26 protein-coding genes and 1 pseudogene are annotated in these 23,324 nt (G+C 74.2%); 9 read left to right on the forward strand and 18 right to left on the reverse strand.

Features of this window, described 5'->3' with window-relative positions; all coding sequences use genetic code 11:
- Positions 1-497 (reverse strand): annotated as a pseudogene (locus ABWI04_RS20070) (hypothetical protein); the annotation flags it as partial.
- Here ABWI04_RS20070 and ABWI04_RS20075 point away from each other — a divergent pair.
- The gene (locus tag ABWI04_RS20075; protein WP_353833383.1) at positions 486-2,378 is read left to right on the forward strand and encodes a protein-arginine deiminase family protein; all 1,893 of its coding nucleotides are present in this window, start codon (positions 486-488) and stop codon (positions 2,376-2,378) included. The pseudogene ABWI04_RS20070 and the gene ABWI04_RS20075 sit on opposite strands and share 12 nt — an antisense overlap.
- 17 nt (positions 2,379-2,395) lie before the next feature.
- Here the strand turns inward: ABWI04_RS20075 and ABWI04_RS20080 are convergent, their stop codons facing one another.
- From ABWI04_RS20080 to ABWI04_RS20105, 6 genes are all read right to left on the reverse strand, one after another.
- Complete coding sequence (locus ABWI04_RS20080; protein WP_345187682.1) at positions 2,396-3,082, reverse strand: response regulator transcription factor; 687 nt, start codon at positions 3,080-3,082, stop codon at positions 2,396-2,398.
- 98 nt (positions 3,083-3,180) lie between these two features.
- Positions 3,181-3,675, reverse strand: coding sequence for a S26 family signal peptidase (locus tag ABWI04_RS20085; protein ID WP_345187679.1), 495 nt, complete (start codon positions 3,673-3,675; stop codon positions 3,181-3,183).
- Positions 3,672-5,507, reverse strand: a complete 1,836-nt coding sequence (locus ABWI04_RS20090) for an ABC transporter ATP-binding protein (RefSeq protein ID WP_353833385.1) — start codon at positions 5,505-5,507, stop codon at positions 3,672-3,674. Before ABWI04_RS20090 ends, ABWI04_RS20085 begins: the two co-directional genes overlap by 4 nt.
- Positions 5,508-5,538: 31 nt before the next feature.
- Positions 5,539-6,051 (reverse strand): peroxiredoxin family protein, encoded by a 513-nt coding sequence (locus ABWI04_RS20095; RefSeq protein ID WP_345187674.1) that lies wholly within the window; start codon positions 6,049-6,051, stop codon positions 5,539-5,541.
- Positions 6,051-6,557 (reverse strand): MauE/DoxX family redox-associated membrane protein, encoded by a 507-nt coding sequence (locus ABWI04_RS20100; RefSeq protein WP_345187672.1) that lies wholly within the window; start codon positions 6,555-6,557, stop codon positions 6,051-6,053. Before ABWI04_RS20100 ends, ABWI04_RS20095 begins: the two co-directional genes overlap by 1 nt.
- Positions 6,558-6,619: 62 nt before the next feature.
- On the reverse strand, positions 6,620-6,778 hold the full coding sequence (locus ABWI04_RS20105; protein WP_345187669.1) for a hypothetical protein: 159 nt from the start codon (positions 6,776-6,778) through the stop codon (positions 6,620-6,622).
- A 354-nt stretch (positions 6,779-7,132) separates the two neighbouring features.
- On the opposite strand from ABWI04_RS20105, the gene ABWI04_RS20110 reads away from it, so the two are divergent.
- Positions 7,133-8,917 (forward strand): alpha/beta hydrolase, encoded by a 1,785-nt coding sequence (locus ABWI04_RS20110; RefSeq protein ID WP_353833386.1) that lies wholly within the window; start codon positions 7,133-7,135, stop codon positions 8,915-8,917.
- Positions 8,918-8,975: 58 nt separating this feature from the next.
- On the opposite strand, the gene ABWI04_RS20115 is transcribed toward ABWI04_RS20110, so the two are convergent.
- Positions 8,976-9,179, reverse strand: a complete 204-nt coding sequence (locus tag ABWI04_RS20115) for a hypothetical protein (protein WP_353833387.1) — start codon at positions 9,177-9,179, stop codon at positions 8,976-8,978.
- A 389-nt stretch (positions 9,180-9,568) separates the two neighbouring features.
- Positions 9,569-10,903, reverse strand: a complete 1,335-nt coding sequence (locus ABWI04_RS20120) for a serine/threonine-protein kinase (protein ID WP_353833388.1) — start codon at positions 10,901-10,903, stop codon at positions 9,569-9,571.
- A 169-nt stretch (positions 10,904-11,072) separates the two neighbouring features.
- Here ABWI04_RS20120 and ABWI04_RS20125 point away from each other — a divergent pair, with 169 nt between their 5' ends.
- Positions 11,073-11,723, forward strand: coding sequence for a YoaK family protein (locus tag ABWI04_RS20125; RefSeq protein WP_353833389.1), 651 nt, complete (start codon positions 11,073-11,075; stop codon positions 11,721-11,723).
- 47 nt (positions 11,724-11,770) lie between these two features.
- A complete protein-coding gene (locus ABWI04_RS20130) occupies positions 11,771-12,220 on the forward strand; it encodes a hypothetical protein (RefSeq protein ID WP_345187657.1) in 450 nt (149 codons plus the stop codon).
- Here ABWI04_RS20130 and ABWI04_RS20135 read toward each other — a convergent pair.
- Both ABWI04_RS20135 and ABWI04_RS20140 read right to left on the reverse strand, forming a co-directional pair.
- The gene (locus ABWI04_RS20135) at positions 12,217-13,089 is read right to left on the reverse strand and encodes a phosphotriesterase family protein (RefSeq protein ID WP_345187655.1); all 873 of its coding nucleotides are present in this window, start codon (positions 13,087-13,089) and stop codon (positions 12,217-12,219) included. The genes ABWI04_RS20130 and ABWI04_RS20135 overlap by 4 nt on opposite strands.
- Positions 13,086-13,475, reverse strand: a complete 390-nt coding sequence (locus ABWI04_RS20140) for a carboxymuconolactone decarboxylase family protein (protein WP_353833390.1) — start codon at positions 13,473-13,475, stop codon at positions 13,086-13,088. Before ABWI04_RS20140 ends, ABWI04_RS20135 begins: the two co-directional genes overlap by 4 nt.
- Positions 13,476-13,543: 68 nt before the next feature.
- Here ABWI04_RS20140 and ABWI04_RS20145 point away from each other — a divergent pair, with 68 nt between their 5' ends.
- Both ABWI04_RS20145 and ABWI04_RS20150 read left to right on the forward strand, forming a co-directional pair.
- On the forward strand, positions 13,544-14,116 hold the full coding sequence (locus ABWI04_RS20145) for a CGNR zinc finger domain-containing protein (protein WP_345171728.1): 573 nt from the start codon (positions 13,544-13,546) through the stop codon (positions 14,114-14,116).
- Positions 14,117-14,226: 110 nt separating this feature from the next.
- Positions 14,227-15,033, forward strand: a complete 807-nt coding sequence (locus ABWI04_RS20150) for an SDR family NAD(P)-dependent oxidoreductase (protein ID WP_345171726.1) — start codon at positions 14,227-14,229, stop codon at positions 15,031-15,033.
- A 50-nt stretch (positions 15,034-15,083) separates the two neighbouring features.
- Here ABWI04_RS20150 and ABWI04_RS20155 read toward each other — a convergent pair whose 3' ends face one another.
- The 5 genes from ABWI04_RS20155 to ABWI04_RS20175 all read right to left on the reverse strand — a co-directional run bounded on the left by ABWI04_RS20155 (position 15,084) and on the right by ABWI04_RS20175 (position 20,128).
- Positions 15,084-16,556 carry a DHA2 family efflux MFS transporter permease subunit gene (locus tag ABWI04_RS20155; protein WP_353833391.1) on the reverse strand — a complete coding sequence of 491 codons (1,473 nt, stop codon included), beginning with the start codon at positions 16,554-16,556 and terminating at the stop codon, positions 15,084-15,086.
- 1 nt (position 16,557) lies between these two features.
- Positions 16,558-17,130, reverse strand: coding sequence for an NADPH-dependent FMN reductase (locus tag ABWI04_RS20160; protein ID WP_345171722.1), 573 nt, complete (start codon positions 17,128-17,130; stop codon positions 16,558-16,560).
- A 90-nt stretch (positions 17,131-17,220) separates the two neighbouring features.
- Positions 17,221-17,595: a MerR family transcriptional regulator gene (locus tag ABWI04_RS20165; RefSeq protein WP_345171720.1), complete on the reverse strand. Its 375-nt coding sequence runs from the start codon at positions 17,593-17,595 to the stop codon at positions 17,221-17,223.
- A 19-nt stretch (positions 17,596-17,614) separates the two neighbouring features.
- Positions 17,615-18,637, reverse strand: coding sequence for an MDR family NADP-dependent oxidoreductase (locus ABWI04_RS20170; RefSeq protein ID WP_353833392.1), 1,023 nt, complete (start codon positions 18,635-18,637; stop codon positions 17,615-17,617).
- An 81-nt stretch (positions 18,638-18,718) separates the two neighbouring features.
- On the reverse strand, positions 18,719-20,128 hold the full coding sequence (locus tag ABWI04_RS20175; protein ID WP_353833393.1) for an MFS transporter: 1,410 nt from the start codon (positions 20,126-20,128) through the stop codon (positions 18,719-18,721).
- A 79-nt stretch (positions 20,129-20,207) separates the two neighbouring features.
- Here ABWI04_RS20175 and ABWI04_RS20180 point away from each other — a divergent pair, with 79 nt between their 5' ends.
- Entirely contained in the window at positions 20,208-20,786 is a 579-nt protein-coding gene (locus ABWI04_RS20180) for a TetR/AcrR family transcriptional regulator (protein ID WP_345171714.1), read from the forward strand.
- Positions 20,787-20,855: 69 nt separating this feature from the next.
- On the opposite strand, the gene ABWI04_RS20185 is transcribed toward ABWI04_RS20180, so the two are convergent.
- The gene (locus tag ABWI04_RS20185) at positions 20,856-21,284 is read right to left on the reverse strand and encodes a hypothetical protein (RefSeq protein WP_353833394.1); all 429 of its coding nucleotides are present in this window, start codon (positions 21,282-21,284) and stop codon (positions 20,856-20,858) included.
- A gap of 86 nt (positions 21,285-21,370) precedes the next feature.
- Between ABWI04_RS20185 and ABWI04_RS20190 the strand changes: the two genes are divergently transcribed.
- Together ABWI04_RS20190 and ABWI04_RS20195 are read left to right on the forward strand one after the other, a co-directional pair.
- Positions 21,371-22,153: a helix-turn-helix domain-containing protein gene (locus ABWI04_RS20190; protein ID WP_345171710.1), complete on the forward strand. Its 783-nt coding sequence runs from the start codon at positions 21,371-21,373 to the stop codon at positions 22,151-22,153.
- 45 nt (positions 22,154-22,198) lie between these two features.
- Complete coding sequence (locus ABWI04_RS20195) at positions 22,199-22,609, forward strand: phosphoribosyl-AMP cyclohydrolase (protein WP_345171708.1); 411 nt, start codon at positions 22,199-22,201, stop codon at positions 22,607-22,609.
- A gap of 61 nt (positions 22,610-22,670) precedes the next feature.
- Here the strand turns inward: ABWI04_RS20195 and ABWI04_RS20200 are convergent, their stop codons facing one another.
- Complete coding sequence (locus tag ABWI04_RS20200; protein ID WP_353833395.1) at positions 22,671-23,231, reverse strand: dihydrofolate reductase family protein; 561 nt, start codon at positions 23,229-23,231, stop codon at positions 22,671-22,673.
- Positions 23,232-23,324 lie beyond the last annotated feature (93 nt).

Raw genomic sequence — 23,324 nt, forward strand, 5'->3', positions numbered from 1 at the left:
CCGATCTCGGCGGGCGGGACGACGTGCAGCGTCAGCCGGAGCGGAAGCGCGGTCGCCGCGGCGGCGGCCGCCGCGCCCACGATCGCGGCGGGACGGGCCTCCGCGCGCCGCACCACCAGGTTGAGGAGGACCAGGGCGGCGCCGGTCTCGGCCGCCCACCAGCCGGCCGTCCGGTTGTCGGCCGGGCCCCGGTAGAGCAGGGTCGCGGCCAGCGAGCCGGCCGCGGCCGTGCCGGCGATCGCGCCCGGCCGGGCGGCCGGGAAGGCGAGCATCAGGACCAGGGCGGCGCCGGTCAGCCAGGCCGAGAACGTGATCAGCGGACCCGCGCCCGGCGTGCCCGCGGCGGCGGCCGCCGCCGTCGCGGCGATCGCCGCTCCGGCCGCGCGGGCCCGCGGGCGGCTCTGCCGAACGGCCGAGGCGCACGCCAGGAAGATCTGCCGAACGGCCGATGCCCGGGCGGGGGTCCCGTCGCGAGGCTCGTCCTCATGAACGATCACAAGCGAATCGTACGAACCGGGCTGGCCGCGGCCGCCGTGGCCTGCCTCGCGGGGTGCGGTCCGACGGCCGAGGCCGCGCCGGCGGGCGCGGCGTCCGCGTGGGCGCTGCTGCGCGCCGACGCCGATCGCGACGGGCGGCTGTCGGCCGCCGACGACGCCCGGCGCGGCGCGTGGACCGCCGCCCGGGGGGCGATCATGCTGCCGAACCTGGACGACGACGCCTCCCGCTGTCCTGCGGCGGGCCCCGGTGGGAAGCGGCTGACCGATGCGGCGCTGGCGGCGTGCGACGACGCGGCGGACGCGGTGGTGAACGGTGCGGCCGACGCCGCCGACCTGGCGCCGCTGGAGATTCCGGCGATGGCGGGCGCGTCCGGTTCCGCGCGGGCGACGCTGCGCGCCGACGCCCGCTCGGCGGACAAGGTGCGGATCTTCGTCCGCCGCGGCGGGCGGCTGACGGCGCTCGGCGCGGACGGCGGGATCCGCCCCGGCGAGCTGCGCCGCGGGGTGCGGCTCGCCGTCGAGGCGCGCGACGTCGTCCGCGACCCGGCCGCCTGGTCCGGCTTCAGCGACCTCACGCTGACGGTCACCGACGGCGGCCGGACCCGGGCCGACACGGTCCGGCTGCGCGTGGCGCCGGTTCTCTTCCAGCACGACCTCCTGCCGCTGGACCGCGCGGTCGTGGCGAACCCCAAGGCTCCCGTGACGCTCGAAAAGGGAACAGCGCCCGACAAGCCCGTCAAGGGGCAGGAGGCGTACCGGCGCGACCTGCGGCGCGGCCTGGACGCCGAGGGCCTGCGCGCACCGTTCATCGAGTCGCCGGCGGGGGGCGATCAGTGGATGGGCGACATGTTCAAGGCCGGCTACGCGTCCATGCCGGGCCGGGACGGCAAGGAGCACCACATCGTGGTCAACCTCCGGTCGCCCGCCGTGACCCCTCACTTCCCGGCCCGCGACCGCCCGCTGCGGGACGCGTCCCGGCCGGTGTTCACCTTGATGCGCGGGCCGGGCGTCGCGGGCCTCCAGGAGTTCGACGCGACGGCGGTCGACCGGCCCGACGACAACCTGTACTACGGATCGGCCAGTTCGAGCGGCAACTTCGGGACGATCCCGCCGTACGGCGATTACCGGACCGGGCGGATCGTGTACGGAGGCGAGGGCAGGTTCGCGCCCGACGCGACGTTCACCCGGATGCTGGAGGCCCAGGGCTACCAGGACCCGATCGCCATCGACACGAGCTGGCTCGGGGTGGGCCACATCGACGAGTTCTTCCACTTCGTGCCCCGGCGCGGCGGCAAGGGCTGGGCCATGGTCGTCGCGGATCCGCGGATGGGCATGGACCTCCTGACGAAGGTCGCCCGCAGCGGTGGCGGCGGGCGGCGGCTGGTCGAGGGCGTCGCCCCGTCCGACACGCAGTTCCCGGGCCTCACGGTCGCCCAGGCCCTCGCCAAGCCCGATCTGGTGAACGGCACCCGCATCGCGGCGGCGGGCGTCGACCGCGCGCTGCGGCAGTTCCGCGAGAAGGCCGGGATCACCGAACGGGACGTCATCCGCGTTCCGGCGCTGTTCACGCAGCTCGGCCTGCCCGACGGCTATCCGCGCAAGGACCTGACCGTCACGTACCTGCCGGACGCCGCCAACGGCATCAGCACCGGCACCGGCGGTTATCTCGCCCCGGCCCAGCACGGGCCGCGGCAGGGCGGGCAGGACGTGTTCCAGCGGGAGACCGAGCAGGCGCTGCGCGGAGCCGGCGTGCGCGTCCACTGGATCGAGGACTGGGACTACTCCCACTACGTCGGCACGGCCGGCGGCGACATCCACTGCGTCACCAACGTGCAGCGCAATCTGAGCGGCACCACGTCCTGGTGGCGCCCCGCCCGATGAGCCCCGGGGGTGGGCGTCTATTCGTTCAGGCCGTCGGGGCCGGCGGCGGTGTCGATCCGGTAGCCGACGCCGGGCACCGTGGCGATGAGCCATGGTTCGCCGAGGCGTTTGCGCAGGGCGGAGACGGTGATGCGGACGGCGTTGGTGAACGGGTCGGCGTTGGCGTCCCAGGCCCGTTCCAGGAGCTCCTCGGCGCTGACGACACCGCCCTCGGCGGCGGCGAGGACTTCGAGGACGGCGAACTGCTTGCGGGTGAGGGCGACGTAGCGCCCGTCGCGGAAGACCTCCCGGCGGAAGGGGTCCAGCCGCAGGCCCGCGATCTCGTGGACCGGGGGGCGGGCGTGCGCGCGCCTGCGGTCCAGCGCGCGCAGCCGCATGACGAGCTCCCGGAGCTCGAACGGTTTGGTGAGGTAGTCGTCGGCGCCGAGCTCGAACCCCGAGGCCTTGTCGTCGATGCGGTCGGCGGCGGTGAGCATGAGGATCGGGATGCCGCTGCCGGAGGCGACGATCCGCCGGGCGACCTCGTCGCCGGAGGGGCCGGGGATGTCGCGGTCCAGGACCGCGAGGTCGTAGGAGTTCACGCCGAGCAGTTCCAGGGCGGAGTCGCCGTCCCCGGCGATGTCGGCGGCGATCGCCTCCAGCCGCAGCCCGTCGCGGACGGCTTCGGCCAGGTAGGGCTCGTCCTCCACGATCAGCACGCGCATACCCGAAGACTAGGCGGCGCGGCATATCGCCGGCATATGCAACTCGCGCGTCCACGCCGGTCGTGCGGGAGGCCGTCCGGAGTGGGGAGGCCGCGCGGTCAGGGCGTGGGGAGCCTGCGGACGGCCACGCCGATGAACTGATCGGCGCGGACGAACCCGTAGTCGCGGGAATCCCAGCTGGTGGCCGCGTTGTCGCCCAGCACGACGAGGGCGCCCGGCGGGACGGTCTCCTCCCGCGCCTCCCGCAGGGACGGCACCCGGTCCACCGGCACGGGATCGCCGGCCACGGCGATCGCCCGCTTGACGAGCAGGAGCCCGTCCGGGTGGTCCCGCACGACCGGAACCTCCTCGTCCGGGGCGGGGCCGGGCTCGTCCGGCGGCGGCGCGTCCAGCGTCGGCGGCCGGATCCGCACCACCACGATCTGGCCCGCGCGCACCCGCCGGGTCCGGCGGACGAGGAGCCGGTCGCCGGAGTGGAGCGCCGGCTCCATGCTGGGCCCGTCGACCGTGGTGACCAGGTACCGCAGGCGCACCCACACGGTGAGGGCGCCGACCGCCAGGAGCACGCCCGCCGCGGCGGCGAGCCACGTCACGCGAGGTCCCCGGAGGGCTGCGGGGTCTCCTGGTATCCGGCCGCCTGGAGGCGGAACAGGCGGGCGTAGCGTCCGTCCGCCGCCATCAGCGACTCGTGGGTGCCGAGCTCGGCCACGCGGCCCTCGTCGAGGATCGCGATGAGGCCGGCGTCCCGGACGGCGCTGAGCCGGTGCGAGATCAGCAGGCTGGTCCGGCCGGACCGGTGGAGGCGCATCTGGGCGTGGACCTCGTGCTCGGCCTCGGGGTCGAGGCCGGAGCTGGGCTCGTCCAGGATCATCAGGTCCCGGCCGTCGCGGACGAAGGCGCGGGCCAGCGCGAGGCGCTGCCACTGGCCGCCGGACAGCACCACCCCGGTGCCGGCGTCCTCCTTGTCGGCCTCCGAGAAGAACATCCGGGTCAGCAGGGTGTCGTAGCCGTTCGGCAGCCCGGCGAGCTTGTCGTGGACGCCAGCCCTGGCGGCCGCGTCCTGGACCGCCTCCGGCCGGTCGAGCGTCCGGAGGTCGCCGACCGCGATGTTCTCCCTCGCGGTCATGTCGTAGTTCATGTGGTCCTGGAACACCGCGCTGATGCGCTCGCGCAGCGCGTGCGGCGGGATGTCGCGCAGGTCGACGCCGTCCCACAGGATCCGCCCGCGGGTCGGGTCGTACATGCGGCAGAGCAGCTTGACCAGGGTGCTCTTGCCCGCGCCGTTCAGGCCGACCAGCGCGACGGCCCGGCCGTGCGGGATCGTCAGGTCGACGCCGCGCAGGACCCACGGATGGTCGTCGCTGTACCGGAACCACACGTCCTGAAACTCGACGCCCCGCCGCAGCGCCGGGGCGTCGCCCGTGGGGGCGCTCGGCAGGTCCGGCTCCGCGCGGGTCACCGCGACGTAGTGCGTGAACACGAGCAGGCGGCCGTGGGCGGTGGCGATCGAGGACGTCAGCAGGCTCAGGGCGGTCTGCACGCCGGCGACCGCGGCGACGAACATCGTGACGTCCCCGGCGCTGAGCGTCCCGTGCCGCGCCGCCGCGATCGCCCACCACAGGCCGCCGCCCGCCACCGCGCCGCTCAGCGCGGTCAGGCCGCCCTGGACGGCCAGCTCGCGCCGGCTCATCCGCTGCTCGGCCCGGTTGCCGCGTACGCGTTCGGACATCATCCGGGCGCGCAGGAAGGCGCCGATGCCGAACAGCCGGATCTCGGTGGCCGCCTCCACGTCCGTCAGCAGGCCGCTGTAGAAGTACTCGCGGCGGTGGGTCCGCTCGGTCGCCCACTGCATGGCCGCCCGGCTCCGCGACAGCAGGAGCTCGGCGACCAGCGCCGGGACGGCGGACAGCAGCACCAGCCCCGTCATCGACGGGCTGATCACCAGCAGCGAGACGAGGAAGCCGGCGAGGGACAGCGCGCCGCGGGCGGTGCCGCAGACGGCGTCGACCAGGAATCCCGCGCTGGCGGACGCCTCCTGCGCCAGGCGCAGCCGGTCGAGGAAGACGGGGTCCTCGAACCGCCGCAGCCCGACCTGGCGCTCCGTCGCGGCGAACAGCCGGTCGGTCGCGAGGACTCCGGCGGCCCGGCCGGCCTGGTCGCGCAGGTACGTGCCGATCCCGGGCAGGGCGGCGGCGGCCAGCCCGGCGGCCACCAGGGCGGCGGCCGGGCCCGCGACCGGGTCCTGCGTCATCGTCAGCCGGTCGAGCACCGTCTTCATCAGCCAGGCGGTCGCGATCGGCGCGGCGGCCTCGGCGAGGGTGACCAGCAGGTAGCCGGACACGCCACCGGGCGCCGACCGCCAGATGAGGGCGGCCGCCTCGGTCCCGGCGGCGGCCAGTCCGCGGACGTGGGCGCGGCCCCTCATACGCCCGGCCCCCGGTCCGCGCCCAGCGTCTTCACGCCGGGGATTCGATGGGCAGGTCCTCCAGGCGCCCGCCCGCGGCCACCACGCGCTGCCCGCCGTCGACGATGTAGAGCGCCGGCGTCCAGGTGTTCTGGAAGGCGTTGCTCACGGCGCCGTCGTGCTCCTCGACGACGACGCGGACCGCCGGCGACAGGACCGCGACCAGCTCGGGGTCGTCACCGGACACCACCGCGAGCCGGGGCAGGCCCGTCGCGAGTCCCGCGAAGCGCGGAGCCAGCTCGTGGCAGGGCGGGCAGTTCGCGGAGAAGAAGCCGACAAGGCCGAGGAGGTCCGCCTGGGTGACCGGCTCGCCCTCGGTGGTCGTCGCGGTGAAGTCGCCGATCTGCGAGCCGGGCCCGAGCGCCATCGGCGGGCCCCCGTGCTCCCCGTGGCCCGGTTGCGCGGCGTCGTGCCCGCGCAGCCTGCGGATCAGGGCGAGGGTGAGGACGAGGTTGAAGGCGGACAGCAGCCCGACGAGGACGACGGCGGCGGTGAGGTAGGGCATCAGGGGTTCCTCGCGAACAGCTCGACGATGTCGTCGAGGGAGACGATCAGCACCGCTCCGGCCAGCCCGGCCGCGGCGGCCACCGCGACTCCGCCCGCGGGCGGCAGGTCCCCGGGGGACAGGGCGCCGAGCACGGCGCAGGTGAGGAGCACTCCGTTGCGGGCGAGATGGCGCGGGCCGAGCGGAGCGCTGGACGGGCCGAAGCAGCGGCAGGCGGTGCGGCGTCCGCGCCGGAGCGCCGCCGCGACGGCCGCGGTGAAGGCGGCCAGCAGCACGGCGGCGAGCCCGAAGCCGAAGGGGGCGGTCACCGGCGCGACCAGCAGCGGCGGCACCAGCGCCTCGAGCGCGGTGGTGGCGATCGCCAGTAGCCGGGCGCGGCCGGGCCACGCGGGCACCAGCGCGGGGACGGACCTGGCGAAGCCGTCGAGGTCGCGGAGTTTGGACACGGCCGACACGGCGAAGACCAGACCGACCAAGCAGGCGCAGCCGATCCGCACGAGTTCCATCCGCACTCCTCAGGAGCACCCGCGGGCAGCGTCGCGCCGCCGCCCGCGGGGGAGTTCCACGGTCAGCCGCAGGCGCCGATCACGTAGTGGCGGCACTGGCCGTCGCAGCAGACCTTCTTGTAGTAGATGGTCTGCGAGCAGTAGTAGTACGTCTTGCAGGCGGCGGACGCGGTGGCCTTGGGGGCCACGCGCGCCAGCAGGCGGTCGACGAGACGGCTCATGCTTGTCTCCTCTCCCCGGCCGTTGCGGCGTGGGCGGTGATCATGATTCGGACCAACCGGATTACAGCACACCGAGCGCCGCGATTCCGCCAAAAATGATCATTTCTCTCGCTGGCGTGTTCGGCCTGGCCGGGCGAGGGGGCCGGCGGGATCCGCCGGTGTTCCGCCGCGCCGTGCGGTCCGCCCTCGGGGATGAGCGTCAATCCGTCCGCGGGGTGATCTTCCGGAGCGGAGACCCGGTCCGGCGGTGGATCACGGGGACAAGTGGCGCATTCGAGAATCAGTGGACCAATCCGTGCAACTGCGCGGGAGAGGCATCGATCCCCACGGATCGACCCCCACGAAGGGAACCTCATGCGTCTCGGACACAGGATTCTCGCGACGGGCGTAGCCGGCGCGGTGCTCCTGCCGGCTTTAACGGCCACCGCCTTGGCCGCCCCGGGCGACACGACGAGCCCCGTCGAGAAGGCGCGCGTCGACCGCGTGCCCACCCCGAAGCTCGCCTGGTACAAGTGCTACGACTACGCGGAATGCGCGACCGTCCGGCTGCCCTTGGACTACGACGATCCCAAGGGCGCGACGACCGAGATCGCGCTGCTGAAGGTGAAGGCGCGCAACGCCAAGAAGCGGATCGGAAGCCTCTTCGTCAACCCGGGCGGGCCCGGCGGCCAGGGCACCGCGATCGCGTACCAGTCGCCCTACTTCCTCGGCGCTGACGTCCTCGACCGCTTCGACGTCGTCGGCTTCGACCCGCGCGGCATCGGCTTCAGCTCCAACGTCGCCTGCTTCAAGTCCACCAGGGACCAGACGCTCGCGCTGGCGGGGATGGGCGTCGCGTTCCCGGTCGGCGCGAAGCAGGAGGCGGCCTACGTCAAGTCGGCCAAGGCGGTCGGCAAGGGCTGCTCGACGACCGGGAAGAAGCTGGCGGGTGCGATGTCGACCGCCGAGGCGGCGCGCGACATGGACGTCCTGCGCCGCGCGGTCGGCGACAAGAAGCTGTCCTACCTGGGCTTCAGCTACGGCACGGCGCTCGGCCAGTACTACGCGAACATGTTCCCCGACCGGCTGCGCGCCGTGGTCGTGGACGGGGTCATCAACCCCGTCTCCTGGGTCGGCACCCCCAAGACCGCGAACCGGATACTGGACGACCGGCTGCGGTCCGCCGACGGCGCCTACAAGGCGCTGCGGGAGATCCTCGTCCGCTGCGGCAAGGCGGGCAAGGCGAAGTGCCAGTTCGCGCAGTTCGGGGACCCCGTCAAGAACTTCGACGTCCTCGCCAAGCGGCTGAGGGCGAAGCCCGCCGACGTCGAAGGCGAGCAGGTCACCTACGCCGACTTCGTCGGCGCGGCCCTCGGCTGGCTGTACGACCCGGGAGGCTACGAGGTCATCGACGCCATGGCCACCGACCTGTGGAAGGCGACCTCGCCCGCGTCGTCGGCGGCGCAGGCCGCCAAGGCGCGCAAGGCCCTCGCCGCCCGCATCGCGGAGCGCCGGGCCGAGGTCGCGCGGCAGAAGGAGGCGGCGGAGAAGGTCTCGGCCAAGGACTTCCCCTACGACAACGGCCTTGAGGCGTTCAGCGGGGTCACCTGCACCGACGGCCTGCACCCGAAGAAGGCGGGGAGCTGGCCGGCGCTGACGGCGGCGTCCGACAAGAGGGCGCCCTACTTCGGGCGCGCGTGGGGCTGGAGCAGCGTCCAGTGCGCCCGTGACGCCTGGAAGGTCCGCGACGAGGACGCCTACACGGGGCCCTTCAACCGGCGGACGAACGCTCCCGTCCTGTTCGTGGGCAACTACTACGACCCGGCCACGAACTACAACGACGCCGTCTCGTCCAGCAAGCTGCTGCCCAACAGCCGCCTGCTGTCCAGCAACAGCTGGGGACACACCGCCTACGGCACTTCGGAGTGCGTGACGAAGGCGGTCGACGGCTACCTCGTCGGCGGGAAGCTGCCGCCCGCGGGCAAGGTGTGCGTCGGCGACACCCAGCCGTTCGCCGGCGGCGCCGAATCGGCGCCCCAGACCAGGGGCCCGGCGGACGCGAGCGCGATGGCGCCCCAGGCGGCCGCCACCGGCAACGGCACGAAGCTGCCGCCGGTGGCCACGCGGGTCCCCACGTCCATCCTGCTCGGAACCCGCTGACCTGAACACCCCTGCCGGGCGGGCCGTGTGACGGCCCGCCCGGTGCGCGCTTCGCCGATCAGCCGACGCGCAGCGAACGGAGCAGCGTGTTGACGTCCGGCCAGAGCCGCTTGTGGGACGCGGGCACGTCCAGCCACACGAACGAGGGCCGCGGCCGCCCGGTGTCGACCACCACGACGGTGGACAGGTCCATCGTCGAGCTGACGCCCTCCTTCCGGAAGTGCATCTCGCGGACGATCACCCAGCCCTTCCGGCCGCTCACGTTCAGGGGCTGGGACGCGACGTCGCGGCCGGTCGTGGTCTCGGTGAAGGTCTTGTTCTGACTACCCGGTCACCTCCGGATCCGTCCGCCGGCTCGGGCCCCAGGCGCCGCCCAACGCGGCGTACGACAGGCGTGCGTCGCCATCGCCGACCCGTCCGAGGACCGGTGACCCGGGCCCCTTGTAGCGCGGGACCCGCACGACTGTCAGCCGCACCTCGCCTTTGGGGAGCTGCGGCGCGGTCAGGGCGGGAACCTTCACGCCCGGCACGGACCTGTCTCGGCCCGCGATCCACGATGGGTCTCAGCGCCCCGCCCACGTACCACCTGCCCGACTCGATCAGCGATGACCGATTATGCCCGGCCCGTGCTCTCGGGCTCCCGCCGCCGTGTCAGCCGACCTCGAGTTGCAGGACGACGTCCTGCATCGGGTCGCCGACCGCGATGACCCGCACGTTGGAGATCCTGGGGGCGGTGTTGGTGGTGACCGCCATCGTCCAGACCGCCTGGTTCGCGGACGCGACGGGCGGGCCGACGCTGGAGACGGAGCGGACCCTCGCCAGCCAGTGGGCGGCGACCTGGACGGTCGATGCGAGAGTCGATGGGGAACCGGCGCAGAATTGCGGGCAACCGGAGTAGACGAGGCGGACCCGGTCCGCGTCGACCTTCTGCTCCTTCTTCAGAGTGAATCCGGAAGGCGCCCCGATGGTGGCCGCGTCTTTCTTGTTGGCCGCGTAGGCGGAGTCTCCTCGCAGTGCGTAAGTGAGACCCGTGCCCGCGACGGCGAGCACCGCGAAAAGCGCCACCGCGATCAGGACCGTGCGTTTGGGGTGGCCGGGCGCCGGTGGCAGAGGCCTGGTGGGAGGGGCCGCCGGGGACGGGGGCGCCTCCGCGGCCGGGCGAGGCGGGGCGGAGGCGACGCGGCTCAGCATGGCCCGGAGAGCGGCGGTGTCCGGACGCCCGGCGGGGTCCTTGTCGAGCAGCCGCTCCACGACGGGCTGGAGCGGCCCCGCGTTGCTCATCGGGGAAGGGGCCTCCGTGGCGATGGCCACCAGGACGGCGCCGGTGGCGGAGCCGGCGAAGGGCGGACGGCCCTCGACCGCGTTGTACAGCGTCGCACCGAGCGCCCACAGATCCGTGGCGGCGGTGGCGGGCTGCCCGCGGACCTGCTCGGGCGCCATGAACGCCGGCGTGCCCAGCAGCGCGCCCGAACGGGTGAGCGCGGTCTCGCCCTCCACCGCGGCGATCCCGAAGTCGGTCAGCAGGGCCCGTTCGCCCTCCAGCAGGACGTTGGCGGGCTTGAGGTCGCGGTGGACGATCCCGGCCCGGTGCGCCGCCGCCAGAGCGTCGAGGATCTGGAGACCGAGCGCCGCCGCGCGATCCGGCGCCAGCGTGCCCTCCCGCGCGAGGAGATCGGCCAGGGAGCGCCCCGGCACGAGCTCCATGATGATCCACGGCTGGCCGTCCTCGGAGACCACCAGGTCGTGGACCGTGACGATGCCGGGGTGGCGCAGCCGGGCGGCCGCGCGCGCCTCGCGGTCCAGCCGCGCCGTCCAGGACGCCCGCTGCTCGGAGTCCAGTTCGGGGGGCAGCCGCAGCTGCTTGGCGGCCACCTCCCGTCCGAGCCGCGTGTCATGGACGCGCCAGACCGTGCCCATGCCGCCCTGGCCCAGCGGTTCGATCAGCCGGTACCGGTCCAGCAACACCCGTCCGAGATCATCAGCCACGGCAGGACCGTACTCCGGAGGGCGGCGTGCTCTCCATGCCCGCCCTTGACCGGCATGAGAGGACGCCCACGCCCCGTTCCTTTCCGTGACACGCCCCGGGTGGCTCGCGGGGTGCCGGCGCGAGGGTTGCGAGAATGCGTGCGTGCCTGAACCCCGAGGTCAAGGACCCTTGCCGTCCTTGCTCGCGCTGCTCACGATCATGACCGGGCTGGTGGACTCGGTCAGTTTCCTGGAGCTCGGCAACGTCTTCGTCGCGAACATGACCGGGAACATCATCTTTCTCGGGCTGGGGCTGGGCGGCAGCGGGACGGAGATCATGCTGGCCGCGCTGTCGACGGGGTTCTTCTGCGCCGGCGCGGTCGTGGGCGGTCGCGTCGCCTTCCCCCGGCCGGCGCACCGTGGCCGGCTGCTGGGCGCGGCCACGGCGGTGCAGGCGGTCGCGCTCGCCGCCGCCGCGGTGATCGTGGCGAACCTCGGTCACCGCTCCGGCTCCGGCCGCCTCGCGACGATCGCCGTCCTCGCCGTCTCGATGGGCTGGCAGTACGCGATCGTCCGGCGGCTGGAGGTGCCCGACCTCAGGACGGTCGTGGTCACCACGACCCTCACCGCGCTGGTCGGCGAGCGCGGGCAGCACGGTGCGGCCCTCGCGCGCAGGGGCCTCTCGATCGCGGCTCTGCTGCTGGGCGCGGCCATCGGCGCCCTGCTCATCCGGCACGTCTCGGTGTCGGCCCCCCTGTGGTGCGCGGCCGTCCTGCTGGTGGTCGTCGCCGTCGCGTCCTTCCTCGCCGCGCGGCGGCCGGACGCCCGGAACTGGGCCTGACCGGCGGGGCCAGGTGGGAGGACGCGGATGCTGGGTAGCGCGACCGCATGGACAGAATCACGCGCGGGCTGACCGCCGGGGCGGCCGGGACCACCGCTCTTAACATGGTGACCTATCTCGATATGGCGGTTCGGGGACGACCCGCCAGCAGCACGCCGGAGAAGAGCGTGGAGAAGCTGGCCGACGTCGTCGGGTTCGCTCTGGGCGAGGGCGAGGAGGCCGAGAACCGCAAGGCCGGGCTCGGGCCGATGCTCGGCTTCGGCACCGGACTCGGCGCGGGGCTGCTCTACGGCCTGCTCGCCGGACGCCGGCGCTTCCCCCGGCCGGCCGGGACCGCCGTGCTGACGGCGCTGGCGATGGCCGGGTCGACCGCCCCGATGACCGTTCTCGGCCTGACCGACCCCAGGAAGTGGTCGGCGTCGGACTGGGCGTCGGACGTCGTGCCCCACCTGGCGTACGGCGCGGTGGCCGCCCTCGTCTACGAGGCTCTGAACTAGGGCCAGGGCGCGGCGAACGCCCTGGCCGGGTTCGTGACGAAGATGGCCGTCGCCGCCTCGCGGCCCAGTTGCCGCTCGACGCGCGGGCGCAGGGCGCGGAGCGTGTGGGGGACGCCCAGTTCCGCGCGTGCGCTCGCCGTCGTCGTGTCGCCTCCGAGCAGGAGCCGGTGGGTGTGCCCCGCTTCGGCGAGCGCGGCGAGCGACTCGAACAGGTGCCAGTCGGTGGCGTGGTGGGCGCGGGACGGGCCGTCGAACGCCAGGTAGGCGCCCGATTCGGCGGCGCGGCGGTGGACCCACGGGTCGGGAGAGCGGTTGAGGTGGCCGAGGATCACCCGGTCCGGCGGCACGCCGAGGGCGCCGCAGAGCAGGTCGAGGACGTCGAGGGCCGAGGTCCCCTGCTCCAGGTGGACGCCGATGGGGGCGCCGGTCGCGTTCGACGCCTCGGCCGCCGCGGTCATGACGCGCCGGGCGCGGGCGTCCAGGCCGTGAAAGGCCGTGGCGACCTTGATCATGCCCGCCCGGCCGCGGGTCAGCTCGTCGACGAAGAGGTCGGCGGGCCGGACGCTCTCCAGCGGGTCGGCATCGTAGTGGGCGGCCTGGTGCAGGCCGGTGGCGGCGATGACGTGGACGCCCGTGGCGCGGGAGACGTCCGCGAGGTCGTCGATGCGGCGTCCCATCCCGTGGGGAGTCCACTGGGCGACCGCCCCGCCGCCGAGGCGGGCGAAGGCGCGGAGCTGGGCGGCGGCCGCGGCGGGGTCGTCGAGTTCCTCGCCCGGCAGCCGGGGCGAGCGGATGAAGAGGTGGTCGTGGGCGTCGCACACGCCGAGGTCGCCGGGGGCGATGTCGCCGAGGACCGTCCTGATCCTCACAGTTCCGCCGCCGCCACGCGCAGGCCGGCCAGGGTCTTCGGGACGCCGATGTAGGGCGCGAGGTGGACGAGCGCCTCGACGATCTCCTCGCGGGCCATGCCGAGCCGCAGGCAGGTCCGCACATGCCCGGCGAGCTGCGGATCCACGCCGCCCATCGCGGTGAGGGCGGCGAGGTTGAGCAGCTGCCGGTCGCGCAGCGACAGGCCGTCGCGCTGGTAGGTGCCGCCGAACAGGCTCGTGACGATCCAGTCGGGGAAGCCCGGAGCGAGGTCGTCGAGGCCGGGGAGGGCGGCGTTCTGGGTGGCCTCGTCCTGGAGGACGTCCAGCAGCCGGTAGGCCGCGTCGCGGTCGGGGCGGCTGGGGGTGAGGTGCTCGGCGAGCGACATGGGATCTCCTCTGTAACGCTTGGGTCGTTACAGTAGCACCGTAACGGGTCGAGCGTTACTCTTGAGGCATGAAGGGTGATCCGTCGGCGTTCCGGCTCGACTGCGGTGCCACCTGGCTGAACCTGCTCGCCACGCGCGGCCGCGCCTTCGGCGCGCGGTCGGTCGAGCGCCTTCCCGATCCCGGCCGGTTCGCCGAGTGGCTGGACCTGTGCGAACTCGCCCCGGTCCGGCCGCCCGACCGGGACGATCTGGACCGGGCGCTCCTCCTGCGCGAGCTGCTCCGTCCCATCGCCCTCGCGACCGTGGACGGGCGCCCGCCGGACGAGGACGACGTGCGGAGCCTCGCCGGCTACCTCGCGGAGGAGGACCCGGTCGCCCTCTCGGTCGACGGGCGGATCACCAGGTCCGCGCCCCCGACCGCGGGGGCGGCGCTGGGGCGCATCGCGCGGCAGGCCGTCGACCACCTGACCGGCCCCGGACGGAGCGATCTCAAGGTCTGCCCCGAGGACGACTGCCGCGGTGTCTTCGTCGACACGGCCGGCCGCCGCCGCTGGTGCCCGTCCCCTGCCTGCGCGAGCCGCGGCCGGGTGCGCGCCCTGCGCGCGCGCCGCGCGGCAGAGGCGAAGACCCGGAACGCCTAGTCCCCGGGCGGCGAGCACGCGCTCTCCGATGCAACCGCCGGGGACGGGGTGGGGTTCAGAGGGCGAGGCGCGTCCGGGATGGGCGCGCCCGCCTTATGAGAGGGGAACCCATGGACCTGAGGCTCGACGGGCGCGTCGCGATCGTCACCGGGGCGTCGAAGGGGATCGGGGCGGCCGTCACGCGGACCCTGCTGGACGAGGGCGCCCGCGTGGTCGCCGTGTCCCGCAAGCCGGGCGGGGAGCTGGACGCGCTCGCCGGGCCGAACCTGCTGCACGTGCCCGCCGACCTGATGGACGCCGACGCTCCGGCGCAGGTCGTGGCGCGGGCGGTCGAGGAGTTCGGCCGGCTCGACATCCTGGTCAACAACGCGGGCGGTCCGCCGCCCGGCGCGACGCTGCCCCGGTTCGGTTTCCTGACCCCGTCGGACGACGACTGGCGCGAGATGTTCGAGTTCAACCTGTTTGCGGTGGTCCGCGCGGTGCGGGCGGCGATGCCGCACCTGCTGGAGAGCGACGCGGCGTCGATCGTGAACGTCTCGTCGGGGAACGGGCGGCGTCCCGGGCCGATGAACTACGACTACAACGCGGCGAAGGCGGCGCTGAACAACCTGACGAAGGGGCTGTCGGAGGAGTTCGCGCCGCAGGGCGTCCGGGTGAACTCGGTGTCGCCGGGCCCGGTCCGGACGCCGTGGTGGACGGACGAGGGCGGCGCCGCCGACATCATCGCCGGGGCCATGGGCTCCGACCGCGACGCGGTGCTGGACGGCGGCGCGGCCCAGATGATGAGCCTCACGACCGGCCGTCTGGCCGCGCCGCAGGAGGTCGCGGACGTGGTCGTGCTGCTGGCCTCCCCGCGCTCGGCGAGCACGACCGGGGCCGACTTCGCCGTTGACTCCGGCTTCCTCAAGGAGGTCTGAGCCCGGCCGGAGGAGCGCCGCCCCCGGCCGGAGGGCCGGGGGCCGGCGCGTCACCCGGCGGGGCGGCGCGGCAGCAGCAGGGCCGGGACCAGGGCGAGGGCGAGCATGCCCGCCGCGAGCAGGTAGGTGTGCTGGAACGCCTCCGCCAGCGGCCCGGCCACCGCCCGGCGCCCGTCCGGGCCCAGCCGGTGGACGGCCTGGAGCGCGCCGTCCCGCTCGTCCGGCACCAGGCCGCGCATCAGCGACGACAGCAGGACCGACGCCGTCGCCGTCCCGATCGCGGCCGACATCGTGTTGATCAGGTTGACCGTCGCGCTCGCCGCCGGGGCCCGGTCGCGGGCCATGCCGCGGGTCGCCGCCGTCATCGCGGGCATCATCGTCGCGCCGCCGCCCGCGCCCATCAGCAGCATCGTGGCGCACAGCCCCCAGTAGGGCGCGTCCGCGTCGAGCTGGACGGCGAACAGCGCGAACCCGGTGAGGGCCGTCGCGACCGACACCGGGACGAGCCGCCCGGGCGGCACCCGGTCGGCGATCCGGCCGGCGACCTGCATCGCCGTCCCGGAACCGAGCGCGAACGGGATGCCGAGCACCCCCGCCATCGTCGCGCTCTCACCCCGCACGACCTGCAGGTACAGCGGGAGCAGCAGCATCGAGCCGAAGTAGCCGAACGCGAACAGGGTCAGCGTGCCGGTCGCGGCGGCGAACGTCCGGTCCCGGAAGGCGCGCAGGTCGATCAGCGGATGCCGGGCCGTCAGCGCCCGGACGACGAACGCGGCGATCAGCACCCCGCCCGCGGCCATCGGCGCCACGACGCCGGGCGAGCCGAACGCGCCGCGGTCGCCGCCCGTCGTCACGCCGTACAGCACGGCGGCGATGCCGGGCGAGAGCGTCAGCAGGCCGGGGACGTCCAGCGGCTTCGCCTCCGCCGGGGCGTCGCGCGGGAAGAGCCGCGCCGCCAGCGCCACCACGGCCGCCGCGACGGGCAGGTTCACGAAGAACATCCACCGCCACGACACCTCGTCGATCAGCCAGCCGCCGAGGACGGGCCCGGCGAGCGGGCCGACGAGGATCGCCAGGCCGAGGGTGCTCATCAGCCGGCCGAGCCGCTCGGGCCCGGCGGCGCGCAGCAGGATCGTCATGCCGACCGGCATCACCAGCCCGCCGCTGAACCCCTGCACGACCCGGAACGCGATCAGTGACTCGATGTTCCAGGCGAGCCCGGCGAGCAGCGACCCGGCCCCGAACGCCGCGATCGCGCCCAGGTACAGCCGGCGGGCGCCGAACCGCCCGACCGCCCAGGCGCTGGACGGGATCACCGCGCCGAGTGCCAGCGAGTACCCGGTCGCCACCCACTGGATCGTGCCGAGGGGCGCGCGGAACTCCTGCGACAGCCGGTTGACGGCGACGTTCACGACCGTGGTGTCCAGCGTGATCATGATGGAGCCGAGGACGAGCACCAGCACGACCGCCATCGGGTCCGGCGCCGTCCGGCCCCGCGGCGGGGCCTCGGCCGTCGCGGTCACCTCAGCCTCCGTACGGGCGGGCGGCCCGGGCGTCGCGCAGCGCGTGCCCCCACCAGGCGAGCTGGTCGAGCATCCCCTTGACCGCGCCGGACGCCCCCTCGGGGTCGTTCGGCAGACCGTCGTTCCCGAACCAGTTCCACGGGTGGTGGAAGCTGACGGTGTCGCGGACCGTCACGGCGTGCAGTTCGGCGAAGACGCCCCGCAGGTGCTCGACGGACCGCAGCCCGCCGGCCAGCCCGCCGTACGAGACGAACGCGACGGGCTTGGCCCGCCACTCGTGGAAGTGGGTGTCGATCAGGTTCTTCAGCGTGCCGGGGAAGCTGTGGTTGTACTCGCAGGTCACCACGACGTAGGCGTCGGCCTCGTGCAGCGTCCGGGTCACGCGCGCGAACCCCTCGGACGGCGGCGCCCCCAGCGCGGCGGGCGGCGGCTCGTCCGCGACGTCGACCACGTCGACGGTGAGGTCGTCGCGCTCCCCGGCCCGCTCGGCGAACCAGGTGCCCACGGTCGGCCCGAACCGTCCCTCGCGCGTGCTCCCGATGATGATCGCGACGCGCAGCGGTTCCTCGGTCATACGGTCTCTCCCTCGAAGTCGCGGCTTGGTGACGCGATCGAAGCTACGGAGACCGCCGCCGGGGGCTCATCCGTCAGATGACTGGGGGCCCTACCTGTCCGCGGGTTCGCCGATCCGGGCGGCGAGCGCGTCGCGCAGCTCCGTCAGCCGGGCGATCTCGGCGTCGAGGGCGGCGAGCCGGCGCCGGGCGACCCCGGTGCTCGTCGTGCAGCCGGGGCCGCCGTAGGGCGGGAGCGCGTCGCCGTCCAGGAGGTCGAGCCGGTCGGCGCAGCCGCGGATGTCCTCGACGGTCAGCCCGAGGGACAGCAGGCGGCGGATGGTCAGCACCCGGGCCACCTCGCGGGGCCCGTACCGCCGCTGCCCGCCGGAGGTGCGGGACGGCGGCGGCAGGAGGCCGCGCTGCTCGTAGAACCGCAGGGCCCGCGGGGTGGTCCCCGCCGCCGCGGCGGCGTCGCCGATCCGCATGTGGTCTCCTCCCGGAACGTCACAGCTCGACGATGACGGCTCCCAGATGCCGTCCGCTGATCAGTTCGTGCAACGCCCGCGGGGCGTGCTCGATGCCCGCGACGCGCACGTGCGGGAAGGCGATGTCGCCGGACCGCAGCCAGGCGCCGAAGCGCTCGGACCACTCCGGACGCTCCCCGGTGTCGTCCAGCCCGCCGAAACCGCGCATCTCGATGCGCTTGGCGATGAGCTGGAACGTGTCGACCTCGACCGGGGCCGTGGTGCCGGCGCGGTCCGGCGCGAGCTGCCCGGCCAGCGTCCCGACGAGGACGAACCGCGCACCGGGCCTGGCGACGGTGATCGCGGCCCGGAGCTGCTCGCCGCCCACGTTGTCCACGAGGACGTCGATTCCGCCGGGTGCGGGCTCGGCCAGCTGCTCGGCGATGGGCCGCCCGCCCCGGATCACGGCGGCGTCGTAGCCCAGCTCGGACACCAGGCGGGCGGCCTTGCCCGGCGAACCCGTGCTGCCGATCACCCGGGCCGCGCCGAGCAGCCGGGCGATCTGGCCGGCCAGCGAGCCGACCCCGCCCGCGGCGCCGGAGACGAACACGGTGTCGCCGGGACGGACGCGGGCGTCCCGGGTCAGCGCCGTGTACGCGACGTCCGCCTGGCCGAGGTGCGCGGCCGGGTCGGGCAGCGTGCCGTCGAGCGGCGTGCACTGGCCGGCGGGCACGACGGCGTACTCGCGCCAGCCCAGCCAGTGCCGGACCAGGTCGCCGGGACGGAGCCCGGTGCCGCCGGTCGCCGAGACGACCTCGCCGATCGCCGCCCCGAACAGGGGGTCGCCCGGGTGCAGCGGCGGGAAGGGGGTGCCCTTCACGCCGCCGCCGATCAGGGTCCGCAGCGCCGGGAAGACCTGGAAGCAGCGGTTGCGGACCAGCACCTCCCCGTCGGCCGGCGCCGGCACGGGGACGTCCACGACGCTGAAATGCTCCGGCCCGGGCAGCCCGTCGGGAACGGCGGCGAGCTGGACCACGCGCGAGGTGCGGGGCGAAGACGGCATCGGGACACTCCTCAGGGACTGGAGTCCGGGATCAGGCCCGGACGCGGGCCAAGAAGCTAACCCTTGACCCGCGCGTCAGGGTCAAGCGTCCACCAGTCCCGGTTCGGCCGGGCGGCGCGGACGGGGCGGTGTCAGGACGCCGGCCGCGAGGGTCGCGACGGCGGCGGTGACGGCGGCGAGGACGAAGCCGTCCGTGAAGCCGTCGAGGGTGTCGCCGGTGAGGCTCGCGGCCGCGACGCTGGAGATGACGGCGGCCCCGACCGAGGCCCCGAACTCGTGGAACGTGCTGACGATCCCGGACGCGATGCCGGCCTCGTGCGGCGCGACCTGGCCGAGGGCCGTCGCGGAGGCGACGACGAACATCGCCCCGGTCCCCGCACCCGCGACCGCGGTGCCGATCACGACGGTCACGGGGTGGAGGGAGAAGGCGGGGAGGGCCATGCCCGCCGCGGTTATGACGAGCCCGGCCACGGCGAGCCGCCGCGGACCCGCCGCGGCGATCAACCGGCCGGTGAGGTTGGCGCCGGTCATCGTCGCGACCGCGATGGGCAGGAACAGCAGGCCGGTGCGCAGCGCGCCGTAGTCCCGGGCGTGCTGGAAGTAGAACGTGCCGAGGAAGAACATCGCGATCATCAGGGCGGTCGCCATCACGATCAGGAACGTGCCGGTGGCGACCGGCCGGCGCACCAGCAGCGCGACGTCCATCATGGGCGAGCGGGCGGTCTTCTGCCGGGCGGCGAACGCGAGGTAGCCGAGCACGGCGAGCAGCGCCGGCCACCCGGTGCCGGGGCTGAGCCAGCCGTCGTCCCCGGCGCGGATGAACGCGTAGATCAGCGCGCCGGACGCGGCGGTGACGAGCAGCGCGCCGAGGACGTCGAGGCGGGGGCGGGGCGCGGCCGGCCGGTGGCGCGGCAGCATCCGGGCGAGCGCGGCGAAGATCACCAGTCCGATGGGGACGTTGACGAAGAACACCCAGGGCCAGCCGGGACCGGCGGTCAGCGCTCCTCCCAGCAGGACGCCGAGGGCGGCCCCGCCGCCGCCCAGCGCCGACCAGACGCCGAGCGCCTTGTTCCGCTCGTCGTCCTGGAACAGGGTGACGACGAGGGAGAGGGCCGACGGCGACAGCAGCGCCGCCCCCACGCCCTGGGCCACGCGCCCGCCCAGCAGCAGGGCGGACGACCCGGCCAGGCCGGTGACCAGCGACGCGGCCGTGAAGACCAGCAGTCCGGCCAGGACGACGCGCCGGGCCCCGAACAGGTCGGCGGCCCGCCCTCCGAGCAGCATGAGGCCGCCGAACGCCAGGGTGTAGGCGCTGACCGTCCAGGTCACGGCCTGGCGGCCGAGGTCCAGGTCGGCCTCCATGTGCGGCAGCGCGATCGCGACGACCGTCACGTCGAGGATCAGCATCAGCTGGGCCACGCCGAGGAATCCCAGGACGCGCCAGCGCAGCGGATGGGGCGGCGCGGCCGGGGGGTGGACGTCTTCTGCCATGACGACTCCTTAACTCGTACAGCTTCATACGAGATATAGCAGAATAACGCGTACGGCGACATACGAGTTAAGATGCGGCATGCCCTCCGCCACCACCGGCCGGCGCCGGCGCGCCGACGCCGAGCGCAACATCGCCCGCATCGTGTCCGCGGCGCGCGAGTGCCTGAGCACGGACCCGGGCGCGAGCACCGACGACATCGCCAAGGCGGCCGGGGTCGGGCGGATGACGCTCTACGGCCACTTCCGCAACCGGGCCGAACTGGTGGAGGCCGCCCTGGTCGACGCCCTGCGCGCGGGGGACGCGGTGCTGTCGGACGTCGACCTGTCCGGCGACCCGCGGGAGGCGCTCGCGCGGCTGGTGGAGTCGAGCTGGTCCCTCGTGGCCGAGTCGAGGGCGCTGCTGGCGGCGGCGCAGGAGGCCCTCCCGGCGGGACGCGTCCGCGAACTGCACGCCGATCCCGCGGAGCGCGTCGAGGCCATCGTCCGCCGGGGCCAGGAGGAAGGGGTGTTCCGCACCGACCTGCCGATCACCTGGCTGGTCAACGTCGTGCAGTACGTCCTGCACGGCGCCGCCGAGGAGACCCGCGCCGAGCGCCTGGACGCGGAGGAGACGGGCCGTGTCGTGGCCGCGACGGTGCGGTCGATCCTGGCCGGATGACCGCTCGGCGCCCTCGCCCTGCGCGGGGAGGGCGACCGTCCTGACGGCCGCCCCTCCCCGCGCGGCGCGTCACCGCGTTCCGACGAACTGGTGGTCGGTGCGGACGCGGCCGTCCTCGTCCAGGTAGAGGACGTCCAGCCCGCCGCCGACGGCCTCGCCGCCGTCGACGGTCACCATCGACCAGCGGACCGCGACCACGTGCGGCAGCAGAACGGAGGGCTCCTCGGCGATCTCGAAGACGTGCTCGCCCGGCGCGACGAACATCTCGTAGGCCCTGGCGACCCGGGCGTCCAGGGCGTGGTGCCCGTGGACCTCCAGGGGCGGCGCGGGCACGGCGAGCGCCGCGGCGGCGTCCCGGACCTCCTCCGGCGGGTTGACCAGCACGTGGAGCGCGTCAGGCGCCCACAGCTTGCGGATCAGCGCGCTCCGCGCCGCGGGGTCGGGCTCGTTCCACTGGGCGAGGTAACGGTCGGCAACCTGCTTCACATCGATCGGCATGTCCGGCAGTCTGCGAGCCGCGGGTGCGACTCCGCGATTCCCTCCAGGGAATGGCGACGCCGTGAACGTCCGGTTTGAATGGGGGCATGACAAAGGTGGCGGAGCCCGGGCAGTTCGCCCGCGACCTGCGCGGCTGGCGGGCGCGGCGCCGCCTCAGCCAGCTCGAACTGGCCATCAGGGCCGACACGACGCAGCGTCATCTGAGCTTTCTCGAACAGGGGCGCTCCCGGCCGGGCCGCGCCATGGTGGTGCGGCTCGCCGAGTCCCTGGAGTTGCCGCTGCGGGAGCGCAACGGGCTCCTGCTCGCCGCCGGATACGCGCCGGTCTACACCGAGTCGCGCCTGGACGCCCCCGAGCTGGGCCCGGTGCGCGAGGCCCTCGACCGCATCCTCGCCGGTCACATGCCCTACCCGGCGGTCGTCGTCCGGCCGCACGGCGAACTCGTCGCCGCCAACCCGGCGCTCGGCGTCCTCGTCGAGGGCGCCGCGCCCGCGCTGCTGGAACCGCCGGTCAACGTGCTCCGCCTCGCCCTGCACCCGGACGGGATGGCCCGCCGCGTCGAGAACCTCGCCGAATGGGGGCGGCACATCACCGGCAGCCTCCGCGACCAGGCGCGGCAGGCTCCCGATCCGGGCCTGTCGGATCTCATCGACGAGCTGGACGGCTACCTGCCCCCGGTGGAGTCGCCGGGCGAGCACCTGGGGTTCGCCGTCCCGCTCCGGTTGCGGGTCCCCGGCGGGGAGCTGCGCCTGATCACCACGCTGACCTCGTTCGCGACCGCCGTGGACGTCACGCTCTCCGAGCTTCGTCTCGAAGCGTTCCTGCCCGCCGACGAGGCCACGGCGGCCCTCCTCCGCCGGCGGGGGTGACGTGTCAGCGCGACGGCCGGCGCCGCGGGCGGGCAGGATGGCGGGGTGAACGAACTCGAAGAAGGCACCCGGCTCACCCTGGACTTCGACAAGCTGGCGGGCGTCGCGGCGACCGGGGCGCGGGTCGTCCCGGTGGTCCTCCAGGACGCCGGCAGCGGCGACGTCCTGTTCATCGGATACGCGAACGACCAGGCCCTCAAGGCCACGCTGGAGGAGCGGATCGCGGTCCTGTGGTCGACGTCCCGCAACGAGCTGTGGCGCAAGGGCGCGACCTCGGGCGACGTCCTCCAGCTGGTCGACGTCCGCGTGAACTGCGAGCAGAACTCCCTGCTCTACCTCGTCAACCGCACCACCGGCGGCGCCTGCCACACGAACCTTCCGTCCGGGGAGGCCAGGCCCACCTGCTACTACCGCTCCGTCGGCGACGGCGGAGAGCTGCGCCACCTCCTGCAGTGACGGACCGGCCGGGCGACCGGCCCCGGGCGATCGCCGGGGGCCGGACGGCCCGCGCCGCCGGTCAGGCGGCCTTCGGCGTGTAGTGCATGACGGCGATGCCGCAGTCGAACAGGCGCGACTCCACGAGGTCGAGCCGCTGGTAGCCGCCCTCCGGGAACACCGGCATGCCCGTGCCGATCGCGGTCGGGTTGACGAACAGGTAGAGGTCGTCGAGCAGGCCCCGGGCGATCAGGTCCCGGACCAGCGTGCCGCCCCCGTAGGCGATCAGGTCGCCGCCGGGGCGGGCCTTCAGCCCGTTCACGATCTCGGTGAGGTCGCCGCCCGCGATCTCGGCGTTCTTCCAGGGCGAGGCGGTGAGGCTGTCGGAGATGACGACCTTGGGCGTGTCGTTCATCTGGTCGATGGCCTCCTGCGTCTCGCCCTCCGGCCCCGACTCCCAGGCCGGGATGAACCCCTCGGCGAGCTTGCGGCCCAGCACGATGCAGTCGACCGGCCGCATCAGCGCGTCGATGTACCGGCTGATGTCGTCGGTCCAGGGGAACCGCATCCAGTCCATCTCGCCGTTCGGACCGGCCATGTAGCCGTCCGCGCTGACCTGCACCTGAAGCTTGAACTTACGCATGATCTCCCCCTCGGGTCCGGTTTCACCGTCGTCGTTTCCTGTGCTCGCAGCTTCGCGGACACCGTTTACGGGATCTTTACGGCGCCTCGGAAG

This window comes from Actinomadura sp. NPDC000929 (assembly GCF_040492065.1).
Classification (GTDB): Bacteria; Actinomycetota; Actinomycetes; order Streptosporangiales; family Streptosporangiaceae; genus Spirillospora; species Spirillospora verrucosospora.

Coding starts and splice junctions, on each gene's coding strand:
- ABWI04_RS20075 (WP_353833383.1), top strand. CDS start 486: ATGAACGATCACAAGCGAATCGTACGAACCGGGCTGGCCGCGGCCGCC.
- ABWI04_RS20080 (WP_345187682.1), bottom strand. CDS start 3,082: ATGCGCGTGCTGATCGTGGAGGACGAGCCCTACCTGGCCGAAGCCGTC.
- ABWI04_RS20090 (WP_353833385.1), bottom strand. CDS start 5,507: ATGAGGGGCCGCGCCCACGTCCGCGGACTGGCCGCCGCCGGGACCGAG.
- ABWI04_RS20095 (WP_345187674.1), bottom strand. CDS start 6,051: ATGCCCTACCTCACCGCCGCCGTCGTCCTCGTCGGGCTGCTGTCCGCC.
- ABWI04_RS20100 (WP_345187672.1), bottom strand. CDS start 6,557: ATGGAACTCGTGCGGATCGGCTGCGCCTGCTTGGTCGGTCTGGTCTTC.
- ABWI04_RS20105 (WP_345187669.1), bottom strand. CDS start 6,778: ATGAGCCGTCTCGTCGACCGCCTGCTGGCGCGCGTGGCCCCCAAGGCC.
- ABWI04_RS20110 (WP_353833386.1), top strand. CDS start 7,133: ATGCGTCTCGGACACAGGATTCTCGCGACGGGCGTAGCCGGCGCGGTG.
- ABWI04_RS20130 (WP_345187657.1), top strand. CDS start 11,771: ATGGACAGAATCACGCGCGGGCTGACCGCCGGGGCGGCCGGGACCACC.
- ABWI04_RS20140 (WP_353833390.1), bottom strand. CDS start 13,475: ATGTCGCTCGCCGAGCACCTCACCCCCAGCCGCCCCGACCGCGACGCG.
- ABWI04_RS20145 (WP_345171728.1), top strand. CDS start 13,544: ATGAAGGGTGATCCGTCGGCGTTCCGGCTCGACTGCGGTGCCACCTGG.
- ABWI04_RS20150 (WP_345171726.1), top strand. CDS start 14,227: ATGGACCTGAGGCTCGACGGGCGCGTCGCGATCGTCACCGGGGCGTCG.
- ABWI04_RS20160 (WP_345171722.1), bottom strand. CDS start 17,130: ATGACCGAGGAACCGCTGCGCGTCGCGATCATCATCGGGAGCACGCGC.
- ABWI04_RS20165 (WP_345171720.1), bottom strand. CDS start 17,595: ATGCGGATCGGCGACGCCGCCGCGGCGGCGGGGACCACCCCGCGGGCC.
- ABWI04_RS20170 (WP_353833392.1), bottom strand. CDS start 18,637: ATGCCGTCTTCGCCCCGCACCTCGCGCGTGGTCCAGCTCGCCGCCGTT.
- ABWI04_RS20175 (WP_353833393.1), bottom strand. CDS start 20,128: ATGGCAGAAGACGTCCACCCCCCGGCCGCGCCGCCCCATCCGCTGCGC.
- ABWI04_RS20180 (WP_345171714.1), top strand. CDS start 20,208: ATGCCCTCCGCCACCACCGGCCGGCGCCGGCGCGCCGACGCCGAGCGC.
- ABWI04_RS20185 (WP_353833394.1), bottom strand. CDS start 21,284: ATGCCGATCGATGTGAAGCAGGTTGCCGACCGTTACCTCGCCCAGTGG.
- ABWI04_RS20190 (WP_345171710.1), top strand. CDS start 21,371: ATGACAAAGGTGGCGGAGCCCGGGCAGTTCGCCCGCGACCTGCGCGGC.
- ABWI04_RS20200 (WP_353833395.1), bottom strand. CDS start 23,231: ATGCGTAAGTTCAAGCTTCAGGTGCAGGTCAGCGCGGACGGCTACATG.